22 protein-coding genes and 3 tRNA genes are annotated in these 23,638 nt (G+C 61.3%); 12 read left to right on the top strand and 13 right to left on the bottom strand.

Features of this window, described 5'->3' with window-relative positions:
- Positions 1-80: 80 nt before the first annotated feature.
- From murD to TR36_RS12825, 9 genes are all read right to left on the bottom strand, one after another.
- Positions 81-1,484, bottom strand: coding sequence for a UDP-N-acetylmuramoyl-L-alanine--D-glutamate ligase (gene murD / locus TR36_RS12865; RefSeq protein WP_045386850.1), 1,404 nt, complete (start codon positions 1,482-1,484; stop codon positions 81-83).
- Positions 1,485-1,541: 57 nt separating this feature from the next.
- Complete coding sequence (mraY, locus tag TR36_RS12860; RefSeq protein ID WP_045386853.1) at positions 1,542-2,621, bottom strand: phospho-N-acetylmuramoyl-pentapeptide-transferase; 1,080 nt, start codon at positions 2,619-2,621, stop codon at positions 1,542-1,544.
- Between the two features lie 10 nt (positions 2,622-2,631).
- Complete coding sequence (gene murF / locus TR36_RS12855) at positions 2,632-4,065, bottom strand: UDP-N-acetylmuramoyl-tripeptide--D-alanyl-D-alanine ligase (protein WP_045386856.1); 1,434 nt, start codon at positions 4,063-4,065, stop codon at positions 2,632-2,634.
- On the bottom strand, positions 4,062-5,534 hold the full coding sequence (locus TR36_RS12850; RefSeq protein ID WP_045386858.1) for a UDP-N-acetylmuramoyl-L-alanyl-D-glutamate--2,6-diaminopimelate ligase: 1,473 nt from the start codon (positions 5,532-5,534) through the stop codon (positions 4,062-4,064). Before TR36_RS12850 ends, murF begins: the two co-directional genes overlap by 4 nt.
- Before the next feature lie 25 nt (positions 5,535-5,559).
- Complete coding sequence (locus TR36_RS12845; protein ID WP_062763422.1) at positions 5,560-7,344, bottom strand: penicillin-binding protein 2; 1,785 nt, start codon at positions 7,342-7,344, stop codon at positions 5,560-5,562.
- Positions 7,341-7,685 carry a hypothetical protein gene (locus TR36_RS12840; RefSeq protein ID WP_045386863.1) on the bottom strand — a complete coding sequence of 115 codons (345 nt, stop codon included), beginning with the start codon at positions 7,683-7,685 and terminating at the stop codon, positions 7,341-7,343. The genes TR36_RS12845 and TR36_RS12840 overlap by 4 nt, the downstream gene beginning before the upstream one ends.
- The gene (gene rsmH, locus TR36_RS12835) at positions 7,685-8,659 is read right to left on the bottom strand and encodes a 16S rRNA (cytosine(1402)-N(4))-methyltransferase RsmH (protein WP_045386866.1); all 975 of its coding nucleotides are present in this window, start codon (positions 8,657-8,659) and stop codon (positions 7,685-7,687) included. Before rsmH ends, TR36_RS12840 begins: the two co-directional genes overlap by 1 nt.
- 4 nt (positions 8,660-8,663) lie before the next feature.
- A complete protein-coding gene (mraZ, locus tag TR36_RS12830; protein ID WP_045386869.1) occupies positions 8,664-9,161 on the bottom strand; it encodes a division/cell wall cluster transcriptional repressor MraZ in 498 nt (165 codons plus the stop codon).
- Between the two features lie 597 nt (positions 9,162-9,758).
- Positions 9,759-10,814 carry an Mrp/NBP35 family ATP-binding protein gene (locus TR36_RS12825; protein WP_062763420.1) on the bottom strand — a complete coding sequence of 352 codons (1,056 nt, stop codon included), beginning with the start codon at positions 10,812-10,814 and terminating at the stop codon, positions 9,759-9,761.
- Positions 10,815-11,083: 269 nt separating this feature from the next.
- Here TR36_RS12825 and TR36_RS12820 point away from each other — a divergent pair, with 269 nt between their 5' ends.
- On the top strand, positions 11,084-11,293 hold the full coding sequence (locus TR36_RS12820; protein WP_045386879.1) for a DUF1127 domain-containing protein: 210 nt from the start codon (positions 11,084-11,086) through the stop codon (positions 11,291-11,293).
- 382 nt (positions 11,294-11,675) lie between these two features.
- Here the strand turns inward: TR36_RS12820 and TR36_RS12815 are convergent, their stop codons facing one another.
- Positions 11,676-14,021: an ATP-dependent helicase gene (locus TR36_RS12815; RefSeq protein WP_062763418.1), complete on the bottom strand. Its 2,346-nt coding sequence runs from the start codon at positions 14,019-14,021 to the stop codon at positions 11,676-11,678.
- 241 nt (positions 14,022-14,262) lie between these two features.
- Here TR36_RS12815 and TR36_RS12810 point away from each other — a divergent pair, with 241 nt between their 5' ends.
- From TR36_RS12810 to hisH, 5 genes are all read left to right on the top strand, one after another.
- Positions 14,263-14,457, top strand: a complete 195-nt coding sequence (locus tag TR36_RS12810; protein ID WP_045386885.1) for a hypothetical protein — start codon at positions 14,263-14,265, stop codon at positions 14,455-14,457.
- A 148-nt stretch (positions 14,458-14,605) separates the two neighbouring features.
- Positions 14,606-14,680: transfer RNA gene (locus tag TR36_RS12805), tRNA-Gly, on the top strand.
- A 22-nt stretch (positions 14,681-14,702) separates the two neighbouring features.
- Positions 14,703-14,777 (top strand) — tRNA-Gly (locus TR36_RS12800).
- Between the two features lie 76 nt (positions 14,778-14,853).
- Positions 14,854-15,438, top strand: a complete 585-nt coding sequence (gene hisB, locus TR36_RS12795; RefSeq protein ID WP_045386888.1) for an imidazoleglycerol-phosphate dehydratase HisB — start codon at positions 14,854-14,856, stop codon at positions 15,436-15,438.
- Entirely contained in the window at positions 15,438-16,073 is a 636-nt protein-coding gene (hisH, locus tag TR36_RS12790; protein WP_045386891.1) for an imidazole glycerol phosphate synthase subunit HisH, read from the top strand. The genes hisB and hisH overlap by 1 nt, the downstream gene beginning before the upstream one ends.
- Here hisH and TR36_RS12785 read toward each other — a convergent pair.
- Positions 16,070-16,447 carry a DUF2147 domain-containing protein gene (locus TR36_RS12785; protein WP_062763416.1) on the bottom strand — a complete coding sequence of 126 codons (378 nt, stop codon included), beginning with the start codon at positions 16,445-16,447 and terminating at the stop codon, positions 16,070-16,072. The two genes, hisH and TR36_RS12785, sit on opposite strands and share 4 nt — an antisense overlap.
- An 80-nt stretch (positions 16,448-16,527) precedes the next feature.
- On the opposite strand from TR36_RS12785, the gene hisA reads away from it, so the two are divergent.
- Genes hisA through TR36_RS12770 form a run of 3 tightly spaced genes read left to right on the top strand, consistent with a single transcriptional unit; the run spans position 16,528 to position 18,338 of the window.
- Positions 16,528-17,244 (top strand): 1-(5-phosphoribosyl)-5-[(5-phosphoribosylamino)methylideneamino]imidazole-4-carboxamide isomerase, encoded by a 717-nt coding sequence (hisA, locus tag TR36_RS12780; protein WP_045386895.1) that lies wholly within the window; start codon positions 16,528-16,530, stop codon positions 17,242-17,244.
- A gap of 27 nt (positions 17,245-17,271) precedes the next feature.
- A complete protein-coding gene (gene hisF, locus TR36_RS12775; protein ID WP_062763414.1) occupies positions 17,272-18,033 on the top strand; it encodes an imidazole glycerol phosphate synthase subunit HisF in 762 nt (253 codons plus the stop codon).
- Positions 18,030-18,338 carry a phosphoribosyl-ATP diphosphatase gene (locus tag TR36_RS12770; protein ID WP_045386901.1) on the top strand — a complete coding sequence of 103 codons (309 nt, stop codon included), beginning with the start codon at positions 18,030-18,032 and terminating at the stop codon, positions 18,336-18,338. The genes hisF and TR36_RS12770 overlap by 4 nt, the downstream gene beginning before the upstream one ends.
- Here the strand turns inward: TR36_RS12770 and TR36_RS12765 are convergent.
- Positions 18,328-18,750, bottom strand: coding sequence for a CoA-binding protein (locus TR36_RS12765; RefSeq protein WP_045386904.1), 423 nt, complete (start codon positions 18,748-18,750; stop codon positions 18,328-18,330). The genes TR36_RS12770 and TR36_RS12765 overlap by 11 nt on opposite strands.
- A 258-nt stretch (positions 18,751-19,008) precedes the next feature.
- Positions 19,009-19,791, bottom strand: coding sequence for a 23S rRNA (guanosine(2251)-2'-O)-methyltransferase RlmB (gene rlmB / locus TR36_RS12760; protein ID WP_192841356.1), 783 nt, complete (start codon positions 19,789-19,791; stop codon positions 19,009-19,011).
- Positions 19,792-19,901: 110 nt separating this feature from the next.
- On the opposite strand from rlmB, the gene TR36_RS12755 reads away from it, so the two are divergent.
- The 3 genes from TR36_RS12755 (at position 19,902) to TR36_RS12745 (ending at position 23,504) form a co-directional block, all read left to right on the top strand.
- Positions 19,902-19,985: transfer RNA gene (locus tag TR36_RS12755), tRNA-Tyr, on the top strand.
- Between the two features lie 226 nt (positions 19,986-20,211).
- Positions 20,212-22,263, top strand: coding sequence for a TonB-dependent siderophore receptor (locus TR36_RS12750; RefSeq protein ID WP_045386909.1), 2,052 nt, complete (start codon positions 20,212-20,214; stop codon positions 22,261-22,263).
- Positions 22,263-23,504, top strand: coding sequence for an MFS transporter (locus tag TR36_RS12745; protein ID WP_062763412.1), 1,242 nt, complete (start codon positions 22,263-22,265; stop codon positions 23,502-23,504). The genes TR36_RS12750 and TR36_RS12745 overlap by 1 nt, the downstream gene beginning before the upstream one ends.
- Positions 23,505-23,638: the final 134 nt, after the last annotated feature.

Below are 23,638 nucleotides of genomic sequence, written 5' to 3'. Positions count from 1 at the left end.
GTCCACTGCCTGCCCGATTGTTTCGGGTCTGCTGCAAAGGGTAACGCAACGCCGCCTTGCTGACTAGTACCTTCGTCGGCCTAGGCGGACAGCAGTTCCGACACCAAGGCCGCGAAATGATCGCCCCGTTTTTCGAAGTTCGGATATTGATCGAAACTGGCGGCGGCGGGGGCCAGCAGCACGACCTCTCCCGGTTCCGCCTCGGCGGCGGCGCGCTCCACCGCGCGCTCCATCGTCTCGCAGATCTCGTGTTCGGTGCTGCCCAGCTGCAAGGCGAAATCGCGGGCCGAATGGCCGATGAGGTAGGCCTTGGAAACACCGCCCAGATGGGGCACCAGCGCCTCTATTCCCCCATCCTTGCCCAGCCCGCCGGCAATCCAGCGGATGCGGGGAAAGGCCTGAAGCGCCTTGGCCGCGCTGTCGACATTCGTTGCCTTCGAATCGTTCACGAACCGCACGCCGTCCCGCTCGGCAATCAGCTGGCTGCGATGGGGCAATCCGGCAAAGGAGGCGAACGCCTCTTCGATCAACCGGGGGGCAAGACCGAGCGTGCGGACCGCGGCATAGGCGGCGCAGGCGTTCTGGTGGTTATGCGCCCCCGGCAGGCCCGCAATGCCCCGCAGATCGATGGAGGCCACCTGCCGCCCCTTGCGCCATTCCGACAGGAACCCCTTGCGCGCAAAAACCGACCAGCCGAACCCTTCCAGCTTCGTCCCCGAAGAAATACGGATCACCCGGTCATCGACGGCGGATGTGGCCAGCTGGTTGGCAAGGAAGCATCCTTCCATTTCATCCACGCCGACAACGCAGCGATCGGGCCCGCCCTCGGAGAACAGCCGCCGTTTCGCGGCGAAATACCCCCCCATGCCGCCATGACGATCCAGATGGTCCGGTGACAGGTTGGTAAATACCGCGACATCGGGTGTCAGGGCCCGTGCCAGTTCGGTCTGATAGCTGGAGAGTTCCAATACCACGACCGAACCGTCCTCGGCGGGGTCCAGATCAAGGACACCGCGACCGATATTGCCGGCCATTGCGACGGGGCGCCCCGCCTCTTCGCAGATGTGGCGGATCAGGGCCGTCGTCGTGGACTTGCCGTTCGATCCGGTCACGCAGATCACCTTGGGCATCTGATCGAACCCGTCCCAATCGCGCGTGGCGTAAGAACGGAAAAACAGGCCGATGTCGTTATCTACCGGTACGCCCAGTTCCAGCGCGCGCGCAATGACCTTGTTCGGCGCGGGATAGAGGTGCGGAATGCCGGGGCTGACGATCAGCGCCGAGATACCGTCAAATGCGGAGTGTCGGGTCAGATCGAAGGCCGGGAACCCTTCGGCCTCGGCATTCGCACGTGCTTCGGGGCTGTCATCCCATACCAGAGGCTCGGCACCGCCCGCAGCCAGAGCGCGGGCCGTTGCCAGGCCGGACCGCCCCAGACCCAATACCGCAATTTTCTGCCCGTTAACGCCCTGAACCGGAATCATGCCGCACCCCATCTGCTTTGCGCGGCACAATGCGGCGCAGCGCGTCCGGGTGCAAGATCAGCGGATCTTCAGCGTTGCCAGACCGATCAGTGCCAGAATGACCGAGATGATCCAGAAACGGATGACGATCTGCGGTTCGGCCCAGCCCTTTTTCTCGAAATGGTGGTGGATCGGGGCCATCAGGAACACGCGCTTGCCTGTTTTCTTGAAGTACAGCACCTGGATGATGACGCTCAACGCCTCGACCACGAACAGTCCGCCGACGATGGCCAGAACGATCTCGTGCTTGATGCAGACGGCAATCGCACCCAGAGCACCGCCCAGCGCAAGGCTTCCGGTGTCCCCCATAAAGACGGCCGCCGGCGGGGCATTATACCACAGGAACCCGAGGCCGCCGCCCACCAGCGCCGCCACAAAGATCAACAACTCCCCGGTGCCCGGGACATAGTGGATGCCCAGATATTCCGTGAAATCCACCCGCCCGACCGCATAGGCGATCGCCCCCAGCGTGGCAGAGGCGATCATCACGGGCATGATTGCCAGCCCGTCCAGCCCGTCTGTCAGATTGACGGCATTGGCCGCGCCCACGATCACCAGCATCCCGAACGGGATGAAGAAGATTCCCAGATCGATCATCATGCTGACAAAAGGAAGTGCCAGCTCACCTGTCAGGCCCGCAGGGTGGAACCTGGCAGCAGCGAATGTCGCAAGAAAGGCCGTCAGCAGGCCCAGCGCCATTCTGACACGTCCCGAGACGCCCGCCGTGGTCTGCTTGGTCACCTTGGCATAATCATCGGCAAAGCCGATCAGCCCGAATGCCAGCGTAACCAGCAGCACGATCCAGACGTAGGGGTTGGACAGTTGAGCCCACAGCAGCGTGGAAACGACCAGGGATGTCAGGATCAGAAGCCCGCCCATGGTGGGTGTACCGGCCTTGGAAAAATGGCTGGTAGGGCCGTCCGAACGGATCGGCTGCCCCTTTTTCTGCTTTACCCGCAGAAAGTTGATAAGCGGCCGTCCAAAGACAAAGCCGAACACCAGTGCCGTAAAGAATGCCCCGCCTGCGCGGAACGTGATGTACCGGAACAGGTTGAAGACGTCGCCGCCATCGGAGAATTGCGAAAGCAGATAGAACATCGGTCGTCCTCTATTCCGGAACTGCGGGCGATTGCCCCAGTTTGCGTAGCGCGTCAACCACAAGGCTGACTTTTATTCCCTTGGACCCTTTGACGAGCACCACATCACCAGCGTCGACCATCGTGCGGACATGCCCGGCCAGATCTGCGGCCTCCGCCACCCATTCCCCGCGTTGGGCATAGGGCAATACATCGTGCAGCGATTTCATGCGCGGCCCGACACAATGCACGACCGTGAATGCCGCAAGGGCCGGATGATCGGCAATTGCCCGGTGCAAGGCGTCCTCCGTCGGGCCCAGCTCCAGCATATCACCCAGTATGGCGATGCGCCGCCCGCTACCGATCCGGCCCACGCCGTCCTGCGGCTTCATATGCGCCACCAGATCGAGGCTGGCCGCCATGGAGGCGGGATTTGCATTGAAGGCATCATCCACGAGGTCGATAGCCAGACCGTCGATGGCATCCAGAAGGATGCGTTCCCGCGTGCCGCGCCCCTTGGGAGGCAACCAGCGCCCAAGCCCTGCCAGAACCTGTGCCATATCAAGGCCCATTGCCTCGGCCAGAGCCACAACGGCCATGGCATTCATCGCAAAATGCCTCCCCGGAGAGCCGACCTTGAACAGGTAGGGTTGCGCCCCGTGGCGGGCCCGAACGACATTCACGCCCTCGACCGTGCGGATATCCTCGATCGTAACATCACCACTTTCCCCGAATGATACCGGGTGATGACCGAGTTCCGCAGCGATTTCGAACAGGATCGACGACACCGGCAGCCCCGCCGGAAGGATCGCGATCCCACCGGTCCGCAACCCCTGCAGGATGGAGGCTTTTTCGCGGGCAATCTCCTCGATCCCGGTAAAAGCCTCCAGATGCGCGGCGGCGACGGTGGTGATCACGGCAGCATCCAGATCGGCCAGACGCGCCAGCGGCGCAATCTCTCCGGGGTGGTTCATCCCGATTTCCAGCACCGCGATATCGGTATCCGCCGGCATCCGTGCCAGCGTCAGCGGGACACCCCAATGGTTGTTGTAGCTTGCCTCTGCCAGATGGATTCTGCCCTGAGCGGCAAAAGCGGCCCGCATCATTTCCTTGGTAGAGGTTTTCCCGACCGAGCCGGTAATGCCGATCACCCGCGCCATGGTGCGTGCACGCGCCGCGGCTGCCAAATGTTCAAGGGCCACCAGCACATCGGGTACGATCAGCAGTGGCGCATCCGCAGCCACCCCTTCGGGGCGATGCGTGACAAGGGCCGCCGCTGCCCCCTTTTCCAGCGCCTGCTGTACGAACCCGTGGCCGTCCCGTTCAGCCTTCAGGGCGACGAACAGATCTCCTTTGGCGATGGTGCGCGTATCGATGGAAACGCCCGAGGCGCTCCATGCAGCCGTCGTTTCACCACCCGTTGCGGCCACCGCCGCATCCGAGGTCCAGAGAGGGGTGTTCGTCATATCAAACCATCCAATGCAGCCACCGCAACCGAGGCCTGTTCAACATCATCGAAAGGGAAAACCGCACCATTGATGATCTGGCCGCTTTCGTGGCCCTTCCCCGCAATCAGCAAAGCATCGCCGGCCCCGAGGGAATCGACCCCCCGCAGAATTGCCTCCGCCCGGTCCCCCACCTCGTAGGCGTCGGGGCAGGCCTCCAGTATGGCGGCCCGTATGGAGGCAGGATCTTCGGAGCGGGGATTGTCATCGGTCACGAACAGGATATCGGCATGGGCCGCCGCCGCCTGCCCCATCAGGGGGCGCTTTGATCGGTCACGGTCCCCGCCTGCCCCGAATACGATCGCGATGCGCCCCATCACATGCGGGCGCAATGCCTGAAGGGCTGTCGAAATGGCATCGGGCGTATGTGCGTAATCCACATAGACCGCCGCGCCGTTCTCGCGGGTGGCTGCCAGCTGCATCCGGCCCCGAACGCCCGTCAGGTCGGGCAGCACCTCGAACACCTCACGCGCGGGGGCGCCTGCGGCAATGACCAGCCCCGCCGCAAGTGTCACGTTATGCGCCTGGAACCCGCCGATCAGGTTCAGCCGCACCTGATGGGCCGCCCCGCGCCATTCGATCCGCAGGTCCTGCCCCGTTGCATCGAACCGCTGCGCCACAATCCGGAGATCGGCGCGCTGATCCGCGCCCACACCCATCGTAGCCAGACCGAGTTCGGCCGTGATCCGTGCCAGATCCTGCCCGCGCGGATCATCCATATTGATGACGGCCACGCCATCAGGCGGCAGCAAGCGCGTGAACAACCCGGCCTTTGCGTGGAAATAGGCATCAAAGGTCAGATGATAATCCAGATGGTCCTGCGTGAAATTGGTAAATCCCGCAGCCTTCAGATGCACCCCGTCCATACGGCGTTGATCCAGCCCGTGCGAGGATGCCTCCATCGCGGCATGGGTCACCCCGGACGATGCCGCCTCGGACAACATGTGGTGCAGCGTGATCGGATCGGGCGTGGTGTGAAGGGATGGTGCAGTCCACGCACCCTCTACGCCGGTGGTGCCGATATTGATCGCGGAATGGCCCAGAGCCGTCCAGATCTGGCGGGCAAAGGAGGCGACCGAGGTCTTGCCGTTCGTGCCCGTCACCGCCACCATGTTGCGCGGCTGTGCGCCGAACCACAGCGCTGCGGCCCCCGCCAGGGATTGGCGCGGATCCTGCGCCACGATCAGCGCAACGCCCGGCATCTCCGGCAACAGCGCGGCACCCTCTGCATCGGTCAGGATGGCAGCAGCCCCTTGGTCCAGCGCAGCGGGCACAAAGCTGGCACCATGCACGTGGCTGCCGGCCAGCGCCGCGAACAGGAACCCGTCGCGGACCTGACGGCTGTCGGTTGCAAGGCCGGTGATCCGCACATCGCGCCCGCCCCGAGGGGTCAGGCCCAGATCGGCCAATGATTTTGAGGGGCGTGCCATTGCGGCCTCCGTCCTACGCCGACGCCTATTCGCCGACCGAGGCCATTACATCGACCGGTTGGTTGTCCGTTGCAACCGGGCGCAGACCCAGAAGCGGGGCAACTCGGCGGATTACTTCCGCTGCGACCGGCACTGCGGTCCAGCCGGCCGTCCGGCGGGCGCGGGACATCGTGTTGTCCGACGGTTCGTCCAGTGTCAGGATCAGCGCGTATTTCGGATCATTCGTCGGGAAGATGGAGGCAAAGGTGTTGACCACCCGGTCGTTGTAATAGCCGCCCTGCGGGTTGGGTTTATCGGCCGTGCCGGTTTTACCGCCCACCGGATACCCCGGAATGCGCGCATAGCTGGCCGTTCCCTTGGTCACCACGGCCCGCAGCATGTCGATGGCCTTATGTGCCGTATCCTCGGACATGACACGGTCCCCCGGAACGGCATTGGCGCGGCGCAGCAATGTGGGCGTGACAAGGCTGCCCCCGTTGGCAATCGTGGCATAGGCGGCTGCAAGGTTCATGGGGCTGGCGGCAATACCATGCCCGTAGGAGGTGGTGATCGTCACGATTTCCGGCCAGCGGCTGGGCACGATCGGCCGCGCACCGGGGGCCTCGATCAATTCGACAGGCGATGGATCGAACAGCCCCAATGAACGCATGAAGGATTTCTGACGCTCCCCCCCGACCTGCAGGGCGATCCGCGCCGTCCCCACGTTCGAGGAGTTCTCGATGACTTCGGACACGGTCTGATAGCCATAGTTGTGGCTCTCGAATTCATGGATCCGGTATTTGCCCCAGACAAGGGGAGAGTTTCCGTCAATGACGGTATCGGGCGTGACAAGGCCAAGCTGCATCGCGTTGGCAACGGTAAAGATCTTGAAGGTAGAGCCGAGTTCGTAAACGCCCTGCACCGCGCGGTTGAACAGAGGGCTGTCCCCCGGATCCCCCGTCAGAATTGGTGTCGGACGGTCGTTCGGATCGAAATCCGGCAGGGACACGAGGCTCAGAACCTCACCTGTATGCACATCCATCAGAACGGCCGCCGCACCCTTGGCATTCATCTGTTTCATGCCGGCATCCAGAACATCGGTGATGGCAGCCTGAATGGTCATGTCGATGGATAGCGCCAGTGGCTCGGTCTGGTTCGGGTCGCGAAGCCGCTCATCCTCGAACCGCTCCACCCCCGCGATGCCTATCACCTCGGCCGAGGAAACCCCCTCGGCCCCGAAGGAAGCGCCCCCCAGAACATGGGCCGCAAGATGGCCGTTCGGGTACAGGCGCATCTGCCGAGAGCCGAACAGCAGGCCCGGATCGCCGATATCGTGAACCGCCTGCATCTGTTCGGGTGACAGCTTCTTGCGCAGCCACATGAACTTGCGCCCGTCGGTGAACCGGCGCTCCATCGCTTCGGCGTCCATATCGGGAAACAGCTTGGCCAGTTCACGCGCCACTCGCGCAGGTTCGATCATATCCTGCGGATGGGCATAAAGCGCATAGGTCTGAAGGTTCGTTGCCAATATGCGGCCGTTACGGTCCACGATATCGGCGCGATTCGCCGAAATTTCAGAACCGGGCAAGGCAAGCCGCGGCTCGGTCGGTTCGGTAGAGGCCAGAAGCCCCATCCGCACCCCGATGATCGAAAAGATCATGAAGAAGGCGACGCCCATGAACAGCAACCGCCCTTCGGCGCGCGTACGGGCGCGGTCACGCAGCCCCTCATTGCGCAAACGCAGGTTCTCCCGCTCGATCGCATCGGGGTTCTCGCCCTTCTGGCGGGCCGAAAGAATACGGGCAAGCGGGCGAAGCGGCACACGGATCATGGGATCAACTCATCCTGGGAAGCGTTGGGATCAATTGTCAGGCCGAACAGCGGTTCGGGCGGATAGGTCACCTCTTCGGGGGCGCCGAACTGGGCCGCATCCATCGGTAACAGTTGCAGGCGGTCGAAGTTGGAGTTCACAAGACGCTCCAACCGCTCGGGCCGGGTCAGATAGGCCCATTCGGCCTTTTGCATATCGAACTTCGCCCTCATGCCGGAGATTTCGCGGTTCAGGGCCGATACCTCCCGCAGCATGGCCTGCGTGGCGTAATTCTCGCGGTAGGCCCAGAAGGCCAGAACCATCACGGCAATGAAGCTGGAGACATAGATGAAGGGCCGCATCACCGACGCCCCTTCACGGGCAGCTGCGGCACTGCCATTTCCGAAGCATCGACCGTGCCCGCAGCGGCATCGGTCCGCATGGCCACGCGCAGCTTGGCCGAGCGTGCGCGCGAATTGCGGGCCATTTCCTCTTCGTCGGGCGCAACGGCACGGCGGGTCACGAGGGTAAAGCGCGGTGCCTCCACGGCAGCCAGCGGGGCATAACGGTTGCCCTGCGCCTGCGATTTGGCACGGGCCTGCATGAACCGCTTGACGATCCGGTCCTCAAGCGAATGGAACGTCACCACCGCCAGCTTGCCGCCGGGGGCAAGCGCACGTTCGGCAGCCTCCAGCCCGGCTAGAAGCTGGACAAACTCGCCATTCACCGCGATCCGCAGCGCCTGAAAGGTGCGGGTTGCGGGGTTGCTTTGCCCGGGCTTCGGGCGCGGCAGGCATTTCGCCACGATTTCGGCCAGTTGCAGCGTCGTTCTGATCGGGGTCGCTTCACGCGCCCGCACGATTGCCGCCGCGATACGTCGCGAGGCCCGCTCCTCTCCGAAATGGTAAAGAATATCCGCCAGGGCATCGGCGTCCGCCCCATTCACCAGATCGGCGGCGCTTTCACCATCCTGGCTCATACGCATATCAAGCGGCCCGTCACGCATGAACGAGAACCCGCGCTCTGCCTGGTCGATCTGCATCGAGGAGACGCCCAGATCCAGCACCACCCCGTCCAGCGGGCCATCGGCATGTTGGTCCAGTTCGGAAAATGTGCCCTGAACCAGTGTAACGCGCGAATCCCACCCTGCCTTGGCCGCCATTTCCAGCGCCAGCGGATCGCGATCCACGCCGATGACATGGTCCGCCCCGGCGTCCAGCAGGCCGCGCGTATAGCCGCCCGCGCCGAATGTACCGTCCAGCCATCGCCCGCGCACGGGGGCGACGGCCTCCAGAAGCGGGTTCAGAAGGACCGGAATATGGGGTGCGTCTTCCATGATATCAGTCCGGTTTGCCAAGCAGGGTCAGCATGTCCGCCCCGTCTTCAAGCAGTTTCATATCTTCCGCCTCTTGCGTGGCAAGGGCAGCCTCGAAGGCTTCGCGCTTCCATATCTGGAAGGTGTCCAATGTCCCGGCAAAGACCGTCTCCCCCGAGGACATTCCCAGCTTTTCCCGAATGCGGGCCGGCATCACGATACGCCCGTCATCATCGATCTCGATTGTCACGGAAAGCGTGATGAAATTCCTCTCCAACAGCCGGCGCGCGGGGGTGCCCCGCGCCAGACCGAGGATCTGCGCCTCAAGCGCAGCCATTTCCGCCATTGTGTAGCATTCGACGAATTTGCGGCGATCATCGCCATAGACCATCACGAAACGGGTGCGCTGCCCCTGGCTGCCCGGATCGCCGGCATCCAGAATACGGCGAAAGGCAACGGGGATAAGAACCCGGGCCTTTGTGTCAACCTTCTGGTTGAACTCGCCTCTGAATGCCTCTGCCACGGTCCCGCTGCTTCCTGACTGTCACGTGCGGAGAGGAGCTCCGAACGGAAAACGGCGGATCGAGCGGCTGCCACTGCTCGATCCGCCGGGTCTGTCCCATCGTATTGATGTCCAGCTGCGCGTGCCCACCTGGGGGATGCTGCTCGGCCGCGCGCCGGATCTTTTATCCAGACGAAAGCGGGTGCCTGTATGAAACCTGCCAATGTTTTTGTTGCTGGGATCTTAAGCGTCCCTATTCAACGTCCACCCTCGTCTTCGTGATTCATGGATGGCATGGGATTAGGTGGGACGGCAAGGATAAAAACGGGACAAAACCGTCGCCAAAATGGAACAGGCAAAGATCTGCCGACACGAATCCTCGCTTGGAACAATACAGGCGCACTGTATATCGATACACCAAGCAAATATTCATCTATATGTTGAGATTATACGGCATCCCGCAAGATCCCGACGGCCGGAATAATTTCTTGTGGATATATTCTGATGCCTGTGGATATGCGGCATAGACGCAACAGTGACCGGCGTCCAGAGGGCGGGATGCATTCGGATGCGAATACGATCCCAGCCCATCCCAGACCAACCCGGCCCATCTTCCCGTCAGATAACCCCGTCGGCCACCAGACGGGATGCAAGCTGCATATATGCGTCGGCCATCGGCCCCTCCCCCGCCGCGATGGGCGTACCAGAATCCCCGGCCAGGCGCACCGACAGCTCCAGCGGCAACTCACCTAGGAATGGCAGGTCCAGTCGAGCCGCCTCCGCCGCAACGCCGCCGTGGCCAAAGATATGCGCTTCATGGCCACAGTTCGGGCAGATGTAGGCGCTCATATTCTCGATCAGGCCAATCACCGGCGTCTTCAGGCGACTGAACATGTCCAGCGCCTTGCGAGCATCCAGCAGGGCAACATCCTGCGGGGTAGATACGATGATCGCGCCGGCCAGTTCGGTCCGCTGGCACAGCGTCAGCTGCACATCCCCCGTGCCGGGCGGAAGGTCGATCAGCAGGATATCCAGCTCGCCCCACTCCACCTGCCCCAGCATCTGCTGCAAGGCCCCCATCAACATGGGGCCACGCCAGATCGTCGCCTCCCCCTCTTTTACCATCAGCCCAAGCGACATCATCGTAACGCCATGCGCCTTCAGCGGGATGATCGTTTTCCCGTCAGGCGATGCTGGCCGTTTTGACACGCCCATCATCCGGGGCTGTGAGGGACCATAAATATCCGCATCTAGAAGCCCGACCTTCTTGCCCTGCCGTGCCAGCGCCACGGCAAGGTTGGACGACACGGTGGATTTCCCAACCCCGCCCTTGCCCGATCCGATCGCAATGATCCGCTTTACACCCGGAACCGCCTGCGGACCCGTTGGGGCGGTCGGGTGCCGCCCCACCTTCAGACTGGGCGGCGGTGCTTCCTGCGCTGTCAGCGCGACAAGGGCCGAGGTGACCCCGGGCATCGCTGCGACGATTTCCTGAACACGGGCCCGCATGGGCTCCATCGCGCGGGCTTCTTCGGGGGTGGGCGCCTCGATCACGAAGCGCACGGTGCCCCCTTCAACTTGCAGGGCACGGATCAGATCGCGCGAAACCAGGGTGCCCCCCGGAATCGGCAACGCATCCAAGGCTGCGAGGACAGATTCGCGTGTGACGGTCATATGACGGCTCCTGGTTATTTCGCCCTCAAAGTGGGCAGAAGTGGCAAAAACGCAAGGGTTTGGCATGAATCGGTTCGTGAGTTGCCCATATTATAGGCATTAACGTTTTCTGCCGTGCGCCCCGCTGCGCCAGCCATGCGGCTGACGCATGGCGGTTTTGACACGAAGCGGGATTGTGCGCAGCGGCTACAAAACGCAAATTGGGTTCAACAGCGCAGATGACGGCAACGCCCGATGATAGCGCTAACCAGGTAAGAAAGAGAGTTCCGATGACACAAGCAGTATTTACACAAGTCCCCGGCGTTGGCTTTCGTTTTGGTTCGTTTTTCGCCACGCTGAAAACAGCAATGGAACGCCGCGCAGTATACCGCGAAACCGTAGCAGAGCTGAACCAGCTTTCTGCACGTGAGCTGGGCGATCTGGGTCTGACACGTTCGTCGATCACGACCGTTGCACGCGAAGCAGCCTACGGCGCCTAAGATTTCCGAAGCGGCGGTTTTTCGCCCCTTCTCGCGGCAAGGTTGATCATGCCGCTTCCGTTTCGGGGTAACACACCCCACATCTCGTACGGACGGCCCCTCCTCCTCCCTGGGCCGATCGGACCCGCGGCGACCCCCTCCTCCTCCCTGGGGTCGCCGCAACAGATAGCTTCGGGGCATTTTCGGATGCGCCGACCATACCTTCGGTCGCCCCTCCTCCTCCCTGGGTGATCGTGGACTGAGACGGTGCCCCTCCTCCTCCCTGGGTAGCGTTTCACTCGCTGTGACCCCCTCCTCCCTGGGTCACGCGTACATAAAAGACGGTGGTGCCCCTCCTCCTCCCTGGGCACCACCGTTTTTTTATGTCTGGATATAGGCCTGATTAAAAAGGAACGTCGTCTGCACTATCCGCAGCCACGACAAAGCTTGCCACAATCTTCTTGTGGCCAGCCTTCTCGAAATCCACGTCCAGCTTGTCCCCCTCAACGCTATGGACGGTGCCATAGCCGAATTTCTGGCTGAACACGCGATCCCCCGCCCCAAAGGCAGAAACAGCCTGCAAATCGATCGTGATGTTCCGCGCCTCACGGGGCTGCGACATTGGACGGGAAGACGCGCGGTTCTGCATCCGCTTCCACCCCGGAGAGTTATAGACATCGGCGCTGGCCACCCGTTGATCCATCGCTGTCGGTGCGGCCGCCCCGAAACCACCCCCGTACAGGCCCGGCGGGGTCAGCACATCCACATGCTGCGGCGGCAGTTCATCGACAAATCGCGAAGGCAGCGCCGATTGCCACTGACCATAGACACGGCGGTTGGCCGCGAAGGAAATCGTACAAAGCGTCTCGGCGCGCGTGATACCCACATAAGCAAGGCGACGCTCTTCCTCGAGGCCCTTCAGCCCCGATTCATCCATCGCCCGCTGCGATGGGAACAGACCGTCTTCCCAACCCGGTAGGAAAACCGCAGGAAATTCCAGACCCTTTGCACCGTGCAGGGTCATGATGGAAACCTTTTCCTCGGTTTCCGAAGATTCGTTGTCCATGATCAGCGCAACATGCTCGAGGAACCCCTGCAAATTCTCGAACTGCTCCAGCGCCTTTACAAGTTCCTTCAGGTTTTCCAGACGGCCCGGTGCCTCGGGGGTCTTGTCGTTCTGCCACATGGAAATGTAGCCCGATTCTTCCAGAATCGTCTCGGCCAGTTCGATATGACTTTCACCGCGCAGGCTTGCGGCATGCCAACGGTCGATTCCCTCGACAAACTGCCGTAGTTGGCCCGCACCTTTGCCACCGATCCCGCCCTGTGCCAGCAGCGCGCGCGCCCCTTCCAGCAGGGTCAGCCCCGATTCACGCGCAAGGCGCTGGATGTTCTGCTGTGCCTTATCCCCCAATCCGCGCTTGGGCGTGTTCACCACACGCTCGAACGCCAGATCATCTTCGGGGGAAACGGTCAGCCGGAAGTAGGCCATCGCATCGCGAATCTCCAACCGCTCGTAGAACCGAGGGCCCCCTATGACACGATAGGGCAACCCGATAGTCAGGAAACGGTCCTCGAATGCACGCATCTGATGGCTGGCACGAACCAAAATCGCCATGCTGTCGAGGCCGAGCGGTGCCTGCCCGCGGGTGCCACGGCGCATCGCCTCCACTTCCTCGCCGATCCAGCGCGCCTCTTCTTCGCCATCCCAATGGCCGATCAGCCGTACTTTTTCCCCACCCTTCGCTGCGGTCCAGAGCGTTTTACCCAATCGGCCCGCATTGCTGGCAATGACCCCGGTGGCTGCGGCCAGGATATGTTCGGTAGAACGGTAGTTCTGCTCCAGCCGGATCACCTCGGCGCCCGGAAAATCCTTTTCGAAGCGCAGGATGTTTCCCACCTCTGCCCCCCGCCATCCATAGATGGACTGATCGTCATCGCCCACGCAGCAGATGTTCTTATGCGCCTGCGCCAGCAACCGCAGCCACATGTACTGTGCAGAGTTGGTATCCTGATATTCATCCACCAGAATATAGGGCAACCACCGCTGATATTGTGACAGCACATCGGGGTGATCCTGAAAGATGGTCAGGACGTGCAGAAGCAGATCACCGAAATCCACCGCATTCAGCGTTTTCAGGCGGTCCTGATACTGTTCGTAAATTTCGGTGCCACGGTTGTTGAAGGCACTCGCCTCCGCCACCGGCACCCGCCGCGGGGTCCATGCCCGGTTCTTCCATCCATCGATGATGCCCGCCATCATCCGCGCCGGCCATCTTTTTTCATCAATATTCGAGGCAACGATCAGCTGCTTCAGCAAACGGATCTGATCGTCAGTATCCAGAATGGTGAAATTCGATTTCAGCCCCACCAGCTCGGCATGCCTGCGCAGGATCTTGACGCTGATAGAGTGGAACGTGCCCATCCAGGGCATCCCTTCCATTCCGCCCAGCATCCGGCTGACCCGCTCCTTCATCTCGCGCGCGGCCTTGTTGGTAAATGTCACGGCAAGAATCTGGTTCGGCTGCGCCCGTCCGGTTGTCAGCAGATGCACGATTCGCGACGTCAGCGCCTTGGTCTTGCCGGTTCCCGCCCCCGCAAGCATCAGGACAGGCCCGTCCAGCGCCTCCACCGCCGCGCGCTGCGCAGGGTTCAGGTCATCAAGATAGGGTGCAGGCCGCGCCGCCATGGCGCGACGGCTTAGCGGGACAGCAGCCTCGAAGGCGTCATCTTCATCAAATCCGGTCATAATTCCAACGTAGCTTGGATCTTTGACGAAGAAAAGAGTTCGCAAATTGTTCCGATGTCAAATCCGACGGAAACACTTTGGGCAATTCCGACTGTTTTTCTTGTAGGCATTACCTTAGTCAAACAGTCAACTATATGAAAACGTTAGATATTTTTATTGACTTCTGCTGCCTGTCAGTCTAGAACTATTCCAATGAAGGCCGGAACAGGCCACAGAAACCCGAACAAAGAGGACCACGCAAATGACCAAGCATAGCCACTGCGCCGATTGTGCATTCTTCGAAGATCATGTCGTAGAAGCCAAAGCTGACGATGCCGGCCTCTGCCGCTTCAACCCGCCCGTCACCCAGCCGTCGGCTGACCAGCGTGGCCTGTGGCCCGTCGTGACAGCCAATGACTGGTGCGGCCACTTCGCATCGGGCATCGCTGCCGAGTAATCATTCGCCAGCCAGCCACGGCTTTTGCCGCAGCCAGCCAGAAAAATAAGGGCGGTGCATGATGCACCGCCTTTTCTTTTGCAAAATCTGCATTTTTCGCTTGCACCCATCGGCAGAAAATCCTAAATCCCCGCCAGTCAAGAACGGTGCGGGCGTAGCTCAGGGGTAGAGCATAACCTTGCCAAGGTTAGGGTCGGGCGTTCGAATCGCCTCGCCCGCTCCATACTTGACAGACGATACGGAGTGCGGGCGTAGCTCAGGGGTAGAGCATAACCTTGCCAAGGTTAGGGTCGGGCGTTCGAATCGCCTCGCCCGCTCCATATCGACAATCATCGCGGGTTTGCAAAGCTTTGGTCCACGCCTATAAGGCGCGGGTGAAAGCCGAGGAAAACGCAGATGCGCACCGCTGAAATCACCCGAACAACACATGAAACCGATATATCGCTGACCATCGATCTGGATGGCACGGGCCGTTACGACATTCGTACGGGCATCGGCTTTTTCGATCATATGCTGGATCAACTGTCCCGCCATTCGCTGATCGACATTACCCTGCGCGCACAGGGCGATCTGCACATCGATGACCATCACACCGTCGAGGATTGCGGAATCGCCCTCGGCCAGGCCCTGACCAAGGCGCTTGGCGACAAACGTGGCATCCGGCGGTACGGCAATTTCCACCTTGCCATGGATGACGCGCAGGTACGCTGCGCGCTGGACCTTTCGGCGCGGCCCTATCTGGTCTGGAACCTGCCCTTCCCTACCGAGAAAATCGGGACATTCGACACCGAACTGGTGCGGGAGTTCTTCCAGGCGTTTTCGAGCCACGGCGGAATCACCCTGCATGTCGATCTGATCCACGGCATCAACAGCCACCATATTGCCGAGGCCGCGTTCAAGGCCGTAGCCCGTGCCCTGCGCGAAGCCGTGGAGCCTGATCCCCGTGCGACGGGCATTCCATCTACAAAAGGGGCGCTATGATGCTGACAGTTCTGGTTGATTACGACAGCGGCAACCTGCATTCCGCTGAAAAGGCGTTCCAGAAAATGGCAGCCGAACAGGGTGGCAAGGTCATCGTCTCGGACCGCCCCGAGGATGTGGCACGTGCGGATCGCATCGTTCTGCCCGGCGACGGGGCCTTTCCGTCCTGCCGCCGTGCGCTTGGCACCTATGGCGGCCTGTTCGAAGCGATAGAAGAGGCCGTGACCGTTCGCGCCCGTCCCTTTCTGGGCATCTGCGTCGGCATGCAGATGATGGCAAGCTGGGGGCGCGAATATGAGGATGTGGCAGGGTTCGGTTGGGTCGATGGCGAGGTTGTCCGCATCGAACCGCAGGACCCTGCGCTGAAGGTACCGCATATGGGCTGGAACAACCTGGTCATTGACCACCCGCACCCCGTCCTTGAGGGGCTGACCTCGGGTGATCATGCCTACTTCGTCCACTCCTACCACTTTCAGGTGGCAAACAAGGCGGAACGTCTGGCGCATGTCGACTACGGCGCTGAAATCACCGCCATCATCGGGCGCGACACAATGGTCGGCACACAGTTCCACCCGGAAAAATCGCAAGCAACCGGAATGCGGCTGATTTCCAACTTTCTGGCGTGGCGGCCCTAATTTACCCGCCGCCACACCCCGCCGGATCGGCAGATGACCATCACGCATCCGCCCACATCCAGCCAATCCCCGTCCAGAATCAGGCGGGCGGCATAACGGTCACCGGTTTCAGGGTTCATCACTTCCCCCCCCTGATACCGCGTGCCGTGACGCGTCACCTGCCGCAGCACCATTTCCCCCTCGTAGGCAGACGGCACCGCACGCCCCTCGGGGCCCACGCCCCCGACCACGGTGCCGCAGAATCCCGTTCCGCAGGGCGCGATCTGCACCAATCCTGCAACGCCATCCCCTCCGGGCGGCGTTTGCCAGATGCCCCCGATCGGGTCGGCGGCAAACGCAGGGGTCGCCATCAGCAGCCAGGCCAGAATTCGCATCGGTCCTCCATCATCATGCAAGGTTTGCGCACGCCCCCCACCCGCGCTATGGAAGACCCAAACCGCGACGGAGATGCGCCATGATCCTCTATCCCGCTATCGACCTCAAGGACGGTCAATGTGTCCGCCTGTTGCGCGGCGAAATGGAGGCGGCGACCGTCTTTGGCGATGATCCCGCAGCGCAAGCCGCCAGTTTTGTCGAAGCCGGATGTGAATGGCTGCATCTTGTGGATCTGAACGGGGCCTTTGCCGGCCAACCCGTGAACGGCGCGGCAGTGGAGGCGATTCTGGCCCGCGTTTCCGTCCCCTGCCAACTGGGCGGCGGCATTCGCGATATGGCCACCATCGAGGCGTGGCTGTCAAAGGGTCTGGCCCGCGTGATTCTCGGAACCGTCGCCGTCGAGAACCCCGATCTGGTGCGCGAGGCCGCCCGTGCCTTTCCCGGCAAGGTGGCGGTCGGCGTCGATGCGCGCAAGGGGCGCGTTGCGACCAAGGGCTGGGCCACGGAAACCGATGTCATGGTCACCGATCTTGCCAGATCCTTCGAGGATGCCGGCGTTGCGGCCCTGATCTACACCGATATCGATCGGGATGGCGCAATGGCCGGGCCGAACATCGAGGCGACCGAGGCACTGGCCCGCGCCGTCAGCATTCCCGTCATCGCATCGGGGGGCGTGTCCCGCATGGAGGACCTTACGGCCCTGCGCGATACGGGCGTAATTGCGGGCGCAATTTCGGGGCGCGCGCTTTATGACGGTGCAATCGATCTGGGCGCGGCGCTTGCCGCCTTGCGTTGACCACCTGTGCCGCGCTATCGCTGATCCATGCTTAAAACACGCATTATCCCCTGTCTGGATGTCGCCGATGGCCGTGTGGTCAAAGGCGTGAACTTCATCGACCTGATTGACGCAGGCGACCCCGTCGAAGCAGCCCGCGCCTATGACGCGGCCGGCGCGGACGAGCTGTGCTTTCTGGATATCCATGCCACCCATGAAAACCGTGGTACGATGTTCGATCTGGTCACACGTACCGCCGAACACTGCTTCATGCCCCTAACCGTCGGAGGGGGGGTACGCACCCCCGAAGATGTGCGCGCGCTGTTGCTTGCAGGGGCGGACAAGGTTTCGTTCAACTCGGCTGCAGTGGCCGATCCCGATGTTGTGGCGCGTGCGGCCGATCGCTTCGGCAGCCAGTGTATCGTGGTTGCGATCGATGCCAAAAGCGTGGCGCCCGATCGTTGGGAAATCTTTACCCACGGCGGCCGGAAACCGACAGGAATCGATGCGGTGGAATTTGCCCGTACGGTGGCAGCAAAGGGAGCGGGCGAGATTCTGCTGACCTCGATGGACCGTGACGGCACCCGTTCTGGGTTCAACCTGCCGATGACACGTGCCATTTCGGACGCGGTCAACGTGCCCGTCATTGCTTCGGGTGGCGTGGGCACCCTTGACCATCTTGTCGAAGGGGTGACCGAAGGCGGGGCTTCGGCAGTCCTCGCGGCCTCGATCTTCCACTTTGGTACCTACACCATCGGTGAGGCAAAGGCCCATATGGCTGCCGCCGGTATCCCCATGAGGCTGGAATGACAGCGCTGGAACGTCTTGCCGCAACGATCGATGCCCGCAAGGGAGCTGATCCGGACACGTCCTGGACAGCGAAGCTGCTGGCCAAGGGCCCCGAAAAATGTGCCGAGAAATTCGGTGAGGAATCGATCGAGGCAATAATCGAGGCCGTAAAGGGCGACAAGGCCCGCCTGACATCCGAAGCAGCGGACGTGTTGTACCACATGCTGGTGATGCTTGCCGCCCGCGACGTCCAGCTGTCCGATGTTATGGCCGAACTGGAACGCCGCGAGGGCACGTCGGGCATTGCCGAGAAGGCTAGCCGATAAGTCGCGGAATATCGATCGCGGGACAACGGTTCTCGATCACCGTCAGCCCGTGCTGTTCGGCAAGGGCACGTGCGTCGGCATTCTCGATCCCCAACTGCATCCAGATCGTCTTTACGCCCGGCACCTTGACGGCCTGCTCCACCACCGGCGGCACATCTTCCGATTTACGGAAGATATCAACGATATCCACCTGCTCGGGCAGGCTCGCTAGATCCGGCACAACGACTTCTCCCAAGGCCTCGGTCCCAGCGTGGCCGGGATTGACCGGAAACACCCGATACCCGCGGGCCTTCAGAAAGGCTGCCACGTTGTTGCTGGCACGATTGGGATTGGGGGACCAACCTACGATGGCAATGGTTTTCTGCGTGGTCAGAATATCGCGCAGAACGCTGTCTGATATATGTCGGGGCATGGCATCTCCTGTTCCTGTCTAGATAGGTGCCCATGCGCGTAAAAAAAAGCGCTCGATCACGAAGACCGAGCGCAAGTACGGAACGAGGGACAGTGAAGTCAGGATACGGGGGTTCCGGCCCCGTCCTACCTACCAACATACTCACTGCGATTTTGTTTCATACCCTCTTCTCGATTCTGTGATTATTTCGGATAAAAATTCGTCACGGAGTCAACAAAAGGATTTACAAGAGCCAATAGAGTGCCCTTTTCGCAACAATTACCGCCCTACGGCTGCTGCATAAAGGGCAACTGCTGCCGCATTTGAAACATTCAGGGACCCGAATTCAGCAGCAAAAGGAATCCGAACCAGCGAATCACAGGTCTCGCGGGTCTTTTCCCGCAGCCCCGGACCTTCGGCGCCCATCACCAGCGCAACCGGACGGCCCGCAAGTTCGGCCACGGCCTCACCCACGGTCTTCGGAGCTTCGCCGTCCAGCCCAAGCAGCGTGTAGCCCATGGCGCGCAGATCCTCCATCGTGTCGGACAGGTTCTGCACGCGCAGATAGGGCTGACGCTCCAACGATCCCGAGGCCGTTTTTGCCAGCGCACCCGTTTCAGGCGCGGAATGGCGATGCGGGGCAATGACGGCACGCGCACCGAACACCTCGGCCGAACGAAGGACGGCCCCCACGTTATGCGGGTCCGTCACGCGATCCAGCAGCACGACCAGCGGCAGGCCTGCCCCCGCGGCACAGATATCCGCCACAGAGCCCCATGCCAGCGGCTTCACTTCCAGCGCGGCACCCTGATGCACCGATTCAGGATCAATCGGCACGTTGAAATTGCGCGGCTCCACGATTTCAGGCTCTATCCCTGCGGTGGCAAGCGCATCCGCCAGACGATCCGCGGCATTCTTGGTCAGCACCAGACGCAGCTTTTCGCGTGCGGGGTTCACCAAGGCGTCGCGCACAGCGTGGATGCCGAACAGCCATACCGTCTCGGCAGCCGAAGCCCGTTTGGCCCGCTCTTTATCAATTACCCAAGACGGTTTTTTGGTCATATTCATCTTCCTGTATGCAAGCGCAGACAATCGCCGCTTGGCCGTCTCGATACAAGTGGAACTTTCCTGCTTGACGCCACCGAATACCTTCGCTAAATCCCCGCCGTAGTGGGCGATGTGCTGCAAGGTGCGGCAGCGGACTGTAACTCCGCCGAGGCGACTCGTGCCTGGTTCGATTCCAGGATCGCCCACCATTTATCTGATATCTCAGATATTTACCCACCCCGAGGCAGCTGCCTACGGGGCTATTCGCATGCTTCCAATCCCGCAGCTTCCCCCGCAATTCGGCCCCTTTGGAATGCGCCAAAAGGCGCAAATTCCCATATTTACAAGCGTTGCATATAAGTCGCGGCACCGAGTTTATTAGTTGACTACTTTAATAGGTTAATTATGCCTCGCACAAAAGTGTGGGGACGATAGATGAAAAATACAGTGGGCCTTCTGGCCATCATGACGGGTATTGCGACCCAAGCCTCGGCGCAGGACATCGTTCTGGATCCGATTTTCGTCGAAGCGGAAAGTGATTCCACCTTGGTGCAGGATGGATATGTTGCGACAGAGGGGCGGCAGGCCACCAAGGTCGACACCCCTATCCTGAACATTCCTCAGGCGATCACAACGATCACGCAGGACCAGCTGGAAGACCAGAAGCCCCGTACCGTGAACGAGGCGCTGACCTATACCGCAAGCGCCAATACCGGCAGCTTCGGGCTGGACACACGGTATGACGCCTTCTATCTGCGCGGCTTCCCGACCTATTATACCGGCATCTACCGTGATGGCCTGCGGGTCTTCAACGCGCCTTCGGCCATCGTCAACAACGATCCCTATACCGTGGAAGGAATTGCGATCCTCAAAGGACCGGCCTCCTCGCTCTACGGGGTAAGCGGCCCTGGCGGTCTGGTCAATTTCGTCTCCAAGCGCCCAAAGGATGAAACCTTCCGTGAGATAGAGCTTCTGGGCGGCACCGATGACCGCCAGCAGCTTTCGTTCGATTTCACGGGCCCGCTCAATAACGATGGTACGCTGCTGTATCGCATCACCGGTCTGGCCCGTGATGCCGAAAGCCCCCTGCCCGGTTTCGATGATGACAAGACGCTCATCGCGCCATCGCTGACATGGAAGATCAATGACCGCACGACGCTGACGGTTCTGGGCGAATATTCGGACATCGAAAGCGGCGCGACATCGTTCTTCTTCAACGAAGGCGAGTCGGTCGATTTCAGCGACTATTTCGCCGATCCCGACTACAACAGCTACGATCAGGAACAGTGGCGCCTCGGTTACGAGCTGGAGCACGAGCTGACCAACAACATCACGCTGCGTCAGAACCTGCGCTATACCGAAGTCGATGCCGATCTGGCCTACAGCTACCTGACCTATTCGACGTGGGGCCATTACGTCGAAACCTCGGAATTCTTTACCGTCGACAACCAGGCGCAATTCGACTTCAACACCGGCACGGTTTCGCACCAGCTGCTGGTCGGCGTGGATTACGGCAATGGCAGCTATGATTCGAGCAGCGCCGTCAGCTACGAGTCCGCAGCGGCGGCCTCGGCCACCGATCTGACCAACGCCGGCAACCAGGATTTCGAACAATGGGGCGTGTATATCCACGACCAGATGGTGTTCGGCAAATGGACGGCCTTTGCCAGTGCGCGTTATGACTGGCTGGACTCCACCACGGAAAACTCTTCGGGTGTGATCTACCAGAACAATGACGAGGCGGCTTCCGGACGCATCGGCCTGTCCTATCAGATGGACAACGGCATCACGCCCTATGCCAACCTCTCCACCTCCTTCTCGCCGAATGTCGGGGTGGTCTACGCCGATGTCAGCGACGAGAACTCGGATAGCGCAGCCAAGCCGACGACCGCCGTGCAACAAGAGGCAGGTGTGAAGTACCAGCTTCCGAACACCAACAGCCTGCTGTCGGCCGCCGTCTTCAATATCGACCAGACCGATGGCGTCATTCTGGACAGCTCTGCCGGCCCGAACCGCCAGCGGCAGCTCGACATGAATTCCCGCGGGATCGAGCTAGAGGCGTCCACCTCCTTTGACAACGGCCTCAGCCTGATCGCGTCCTATACCCACCTGCGCGTGGAAATCGAGGAAGGTGTCGATGGCACCGTCGGTAACGAGGTTTCATCCACCCCGAACAACATTGCCTCGGTCTGGACCCATTATGCCCCGCAACAGGGTGCGCTCGAAGGCTTCGGCTTCGGCGCAGGCCTCCGCTATGTCGGCTCCAGCTACACCACCGACTACAACACCAGCCGGAATGCGGATCGTACCTTCGTCGATCTGGCATTGTCCTACGACTTCGGCGCTGCAAATGCCTCATGGCGCGGCGTAGAAGCGCAGCTGAACGTCCGCAACGTGTTTGACGTGCAGAAAGCCGTCTGCACCAGCGGCACCTGCTATCTGGATGATGGTCGCAGCGCGACGGCCTCCATCCGGTACCGCTTCTGATGCGGCGCGGCGGCTGGCCACTTCTGGTCTCCATCGGCGGTATCTATACCGCGCAGGCCGTGATCGGCGGTCTGACATGGGGTGGCCTGCCCGCCGTGCTGCGCGCCCAGGGGCTGCCGCTGGATCAGGTGGGGCTTCTGTCCTTGCTGATCCTGCCCTGGGCCGCCAAATTCCTCTGGTCCCCGTGGATCGAGCGCTACCGTCAGCGCGGGCATATGACCGGACTGGTGATTGCCGGCCATATGATCGCGGTGGCCGGACTGGCCGTTGCGGGCGCAATCGGTCTTGTCCCGCTCTTGCCGCTGCTGGTGGTGCTGGGCATCGTCGCCTTTGCCACGGCCACGGTGGATATCGCGGCCGACGGCTATGCCGTCGAGAACCTTCGCCAGACCGAGGTCGGCTGGGGAAACGCCGTTCAGGTGGCCGGGGCCTATGTGGGGTCGGCGCTTGGCATGGGGCTCTTGCTAGTGCTGGTCGATCTTTATGGCTGGACCACCGGCATCTGGGCGATGGCAGCGCTTGTACTCTTGCTGGCCCTGCCGCTGATTCTGCATTCCCGGCGCATTTCGGTGCCGCCGAAACATCTGCCCCCTGCGCCCAAAATCCGCACCGCCCTTGCCCGCCCCGAGGTCCGGCAAGGTCTTTGCCTGGCGGCCCTGTTTGTCATCGCACAGAAAACTGCAATGGGACTGATCGGCCCGTTTCTGATCGATAACGGTTTTGCCCTGGCCACCGTCGGAATACTGGCAGGCTCCGGCAGCATCGTGCTGGGCATCTCGGGGGCGGTTGCAGGTGGCGCATTGGTGCGCATCTTCGGCATCCGCGTCGTTCTATGTGGCGCCGTGGTGGCGCAGGCCCTGTCGCTGGCCCTGCTGGCCACGCATGCTGCCTATCACTGGTTGCCGGAAACGGTGCTGATCGGCGGCGCCCTGTTCAGCGGGTCCTTTGTGATGTCGATCGGATTCGTGGCGCTTTATGCGCAATTCATGCGGCTTGCCGATGCGGGGCAGCCCGGCGTGGATTTCACCCTTTTCCAGTGCATGGATGCCAGCATCAGCATGGCAGCCGGGGTTCTGGCGGGCTGGATCGCACATCAATTCGGCTATGCGGTATTTTTCCTGATGGCCGTTGCCCTGGGTCTTGCAACGATACCGTTGATTCTCCGTGTCGCGCGGCCCTCGGGGAAAAACAGTGCCCCGGATGGCCATGACGCCCGGTCCCTGCACGCTTCCGTCAAATAAACCACAGACTTGATATAATTCCACCGATTGGTCAGGAACATCACCAACGCTATGTGGTTTTGTGCAACGACAGCATCATCCCCGCGGGCACCAACCGCGGGGGTTTGACTGACCAAACCCGGATGAAAGTAAAT

Source organism: Falsirhodobacter sp. alg1 (assembly GCF_000739715.2).
Classification (GTDB): domain Bacteria; phylum Pseudomonadota; class Alphaproteobacteria; order Rhodobacterales; family Rhodobacteraceae; genus Falsirhodobacter.
Note: the sequence above shows the minus strand (reverse complement) of the source record. Positions and strands in the feature narration are given on the sequence as shown.

What these genes read in the sequence shown, in the direction of transcription:
- murD (WP_045386850.1), bottom strand. Translation starts at nt 1,484, where the DNA reads ATGATTCCGGTTCAGGGCGTTAACGGGCAGAAAATTGCGGTATTGGGT.
- mraY (WP_045386853.1), bottom strand. Translation starts at nt 2,621, where the DNA reads ATGTTCTATCTGCTTTCGCAATTCTCCGATGGCGGCGACGTCTTCAAC.
- murF (WP_045386856.1), bottom strand. Translation starts at nt 4,065, where the DNA reads ATGACGAACACCCCTCTCTGGACCTCGGATGCGGCGGTGGCCGCAACG.
- TR36_RS12850 (WP_045386858.1), bottom strand. Translation starts at nt 5,534, where the DNA reads ATGGCACGCCCCTCAAAATCATTGGCCGATCTGGGCCTGACCCCTCGG.
- TR36_RS12845 (WP_062763422.1), bottom strand. Translation starts at nt 7,344, where the DNA reads ATGATCCGTGTGCCGCTTCGCCCGCTTGCCCGTATTCTTTCGGCCCGC.
- TR36_RS12840 (WP_045386863.1), bottom strand. Translation starts at nt 7,685, where the DNA reads ATGCGGCCCTTCATCTATGTCTCCAGCTTCATTGCCGTGATGGTTCTG.
- rsmH (WP_045386866.1), bottom strand. Translation starts at nt 8,659, where the DNA reads ATGGAAGACGCACCCCATATTCCGGTCCTTCTGAACCCGCTTCTGGAG.
- TR36_RS12825 (WP_062763420.1), bottom strand. Translation starts at nt 10,814, where the DNA reads ATGACCGTCACACGCGAATCTGTCCTCGCAGCCTTGGATGCGTTGCCG.
- TR36_RS12820 (WP_045386879.1), top strand. Translation starts at nt 11,084, where the DNA reads ATGACACAAGCAGTATTTACACAAGTCCCCGGCGTTGGCTTTCGTTTT.
- TR36_RS12815 (WP_062763418.1), bottom strand. Translation starts at nt 14,021, where the DNA reads ATGACCGGATTTGATGAAGATGACGCCTTCGAGGCTGCTGTCCCGCTA.
- TR36_RS12810 (WP_045386885.1), top strand. Translation starts at nt 14,263, where the DNA reads ATGACCAAGCATAGCCACTGCGCCGATTGTGCATTCTTCGAAGATCAT.
- hisB (WP_045386888.1), top strand. Translation starts at nt 14,854, where the DNA reads ATGCGCACCGCTGAAATCACCCGAACAACACATGAAACCGATATATCG.
- hisH (WP_045386891.1), top strand. Translation starts at nt 15,438, where the DNA reads ATGCTGACAGTTCTGGTTGATTACGACAGCGGCAACCTGCATTCCGCT.
- TR36_RS12785 (WP_062763416.1), bottom strand. Translation starts at nt 16,447, where the DNA reads ATGCGAATTCTGGCCTGGCTGCTGATGGCGACCCCTGCGTTTGCCGCC.
- hisA (WP_045386895.1), top strand. Translation starts at nt 16,528, where the DNA reads ATGATCCTCTATCCCGCTATCGACCTCAAGGACGGTCAATGTGTCCGC.
- hisF (WP_062763414.1), top strand. Translation starts at nt 17,272, where the DNA reads ATGCTTAAAACACGCATTATCCCCTGTCTGGATGTCGCCGATGGCCGT.
- TR36_RS12770 (WP_045386901.1), top strand. Translation starts at nt 18,030, where the DNA reads ATGACAGCGCTGGAACGTCTTGCCGCAACGATCGATGCCCGCAAGGGA.
- TR36_RS12765 (WP_045386904.1), bottom strand. Translation starts at nt 18,750, where the DNA reads ATGCCCCGACATATATCAGACAGCGTTCTGCGCGATATTCTGACCACG.
- rlmB (WP_192841356.1), bottom strand. Translation starts at nt 19,791, where the DNA reads ATGACCAAAAAACCGTCTTGGGTAATTGATAAAGAGCGGGCCAAACGG.
- TR36_RS12750 (WP_045386909.1), top strand. Translation starts at nt 20,212, where the DNA reads ATGAAAAATACAGTGGGCCTTCTGGCCATCATGACGGGTATTGCGACC.
- TR36_RS12745 (WP_062763412.1), top strand. Translation starts at nt 22,263, where the DNA reads ATGCGGCGCGGCGGCTGGCCACTTCTGGTCTCCATCGGCGGTATCTAT.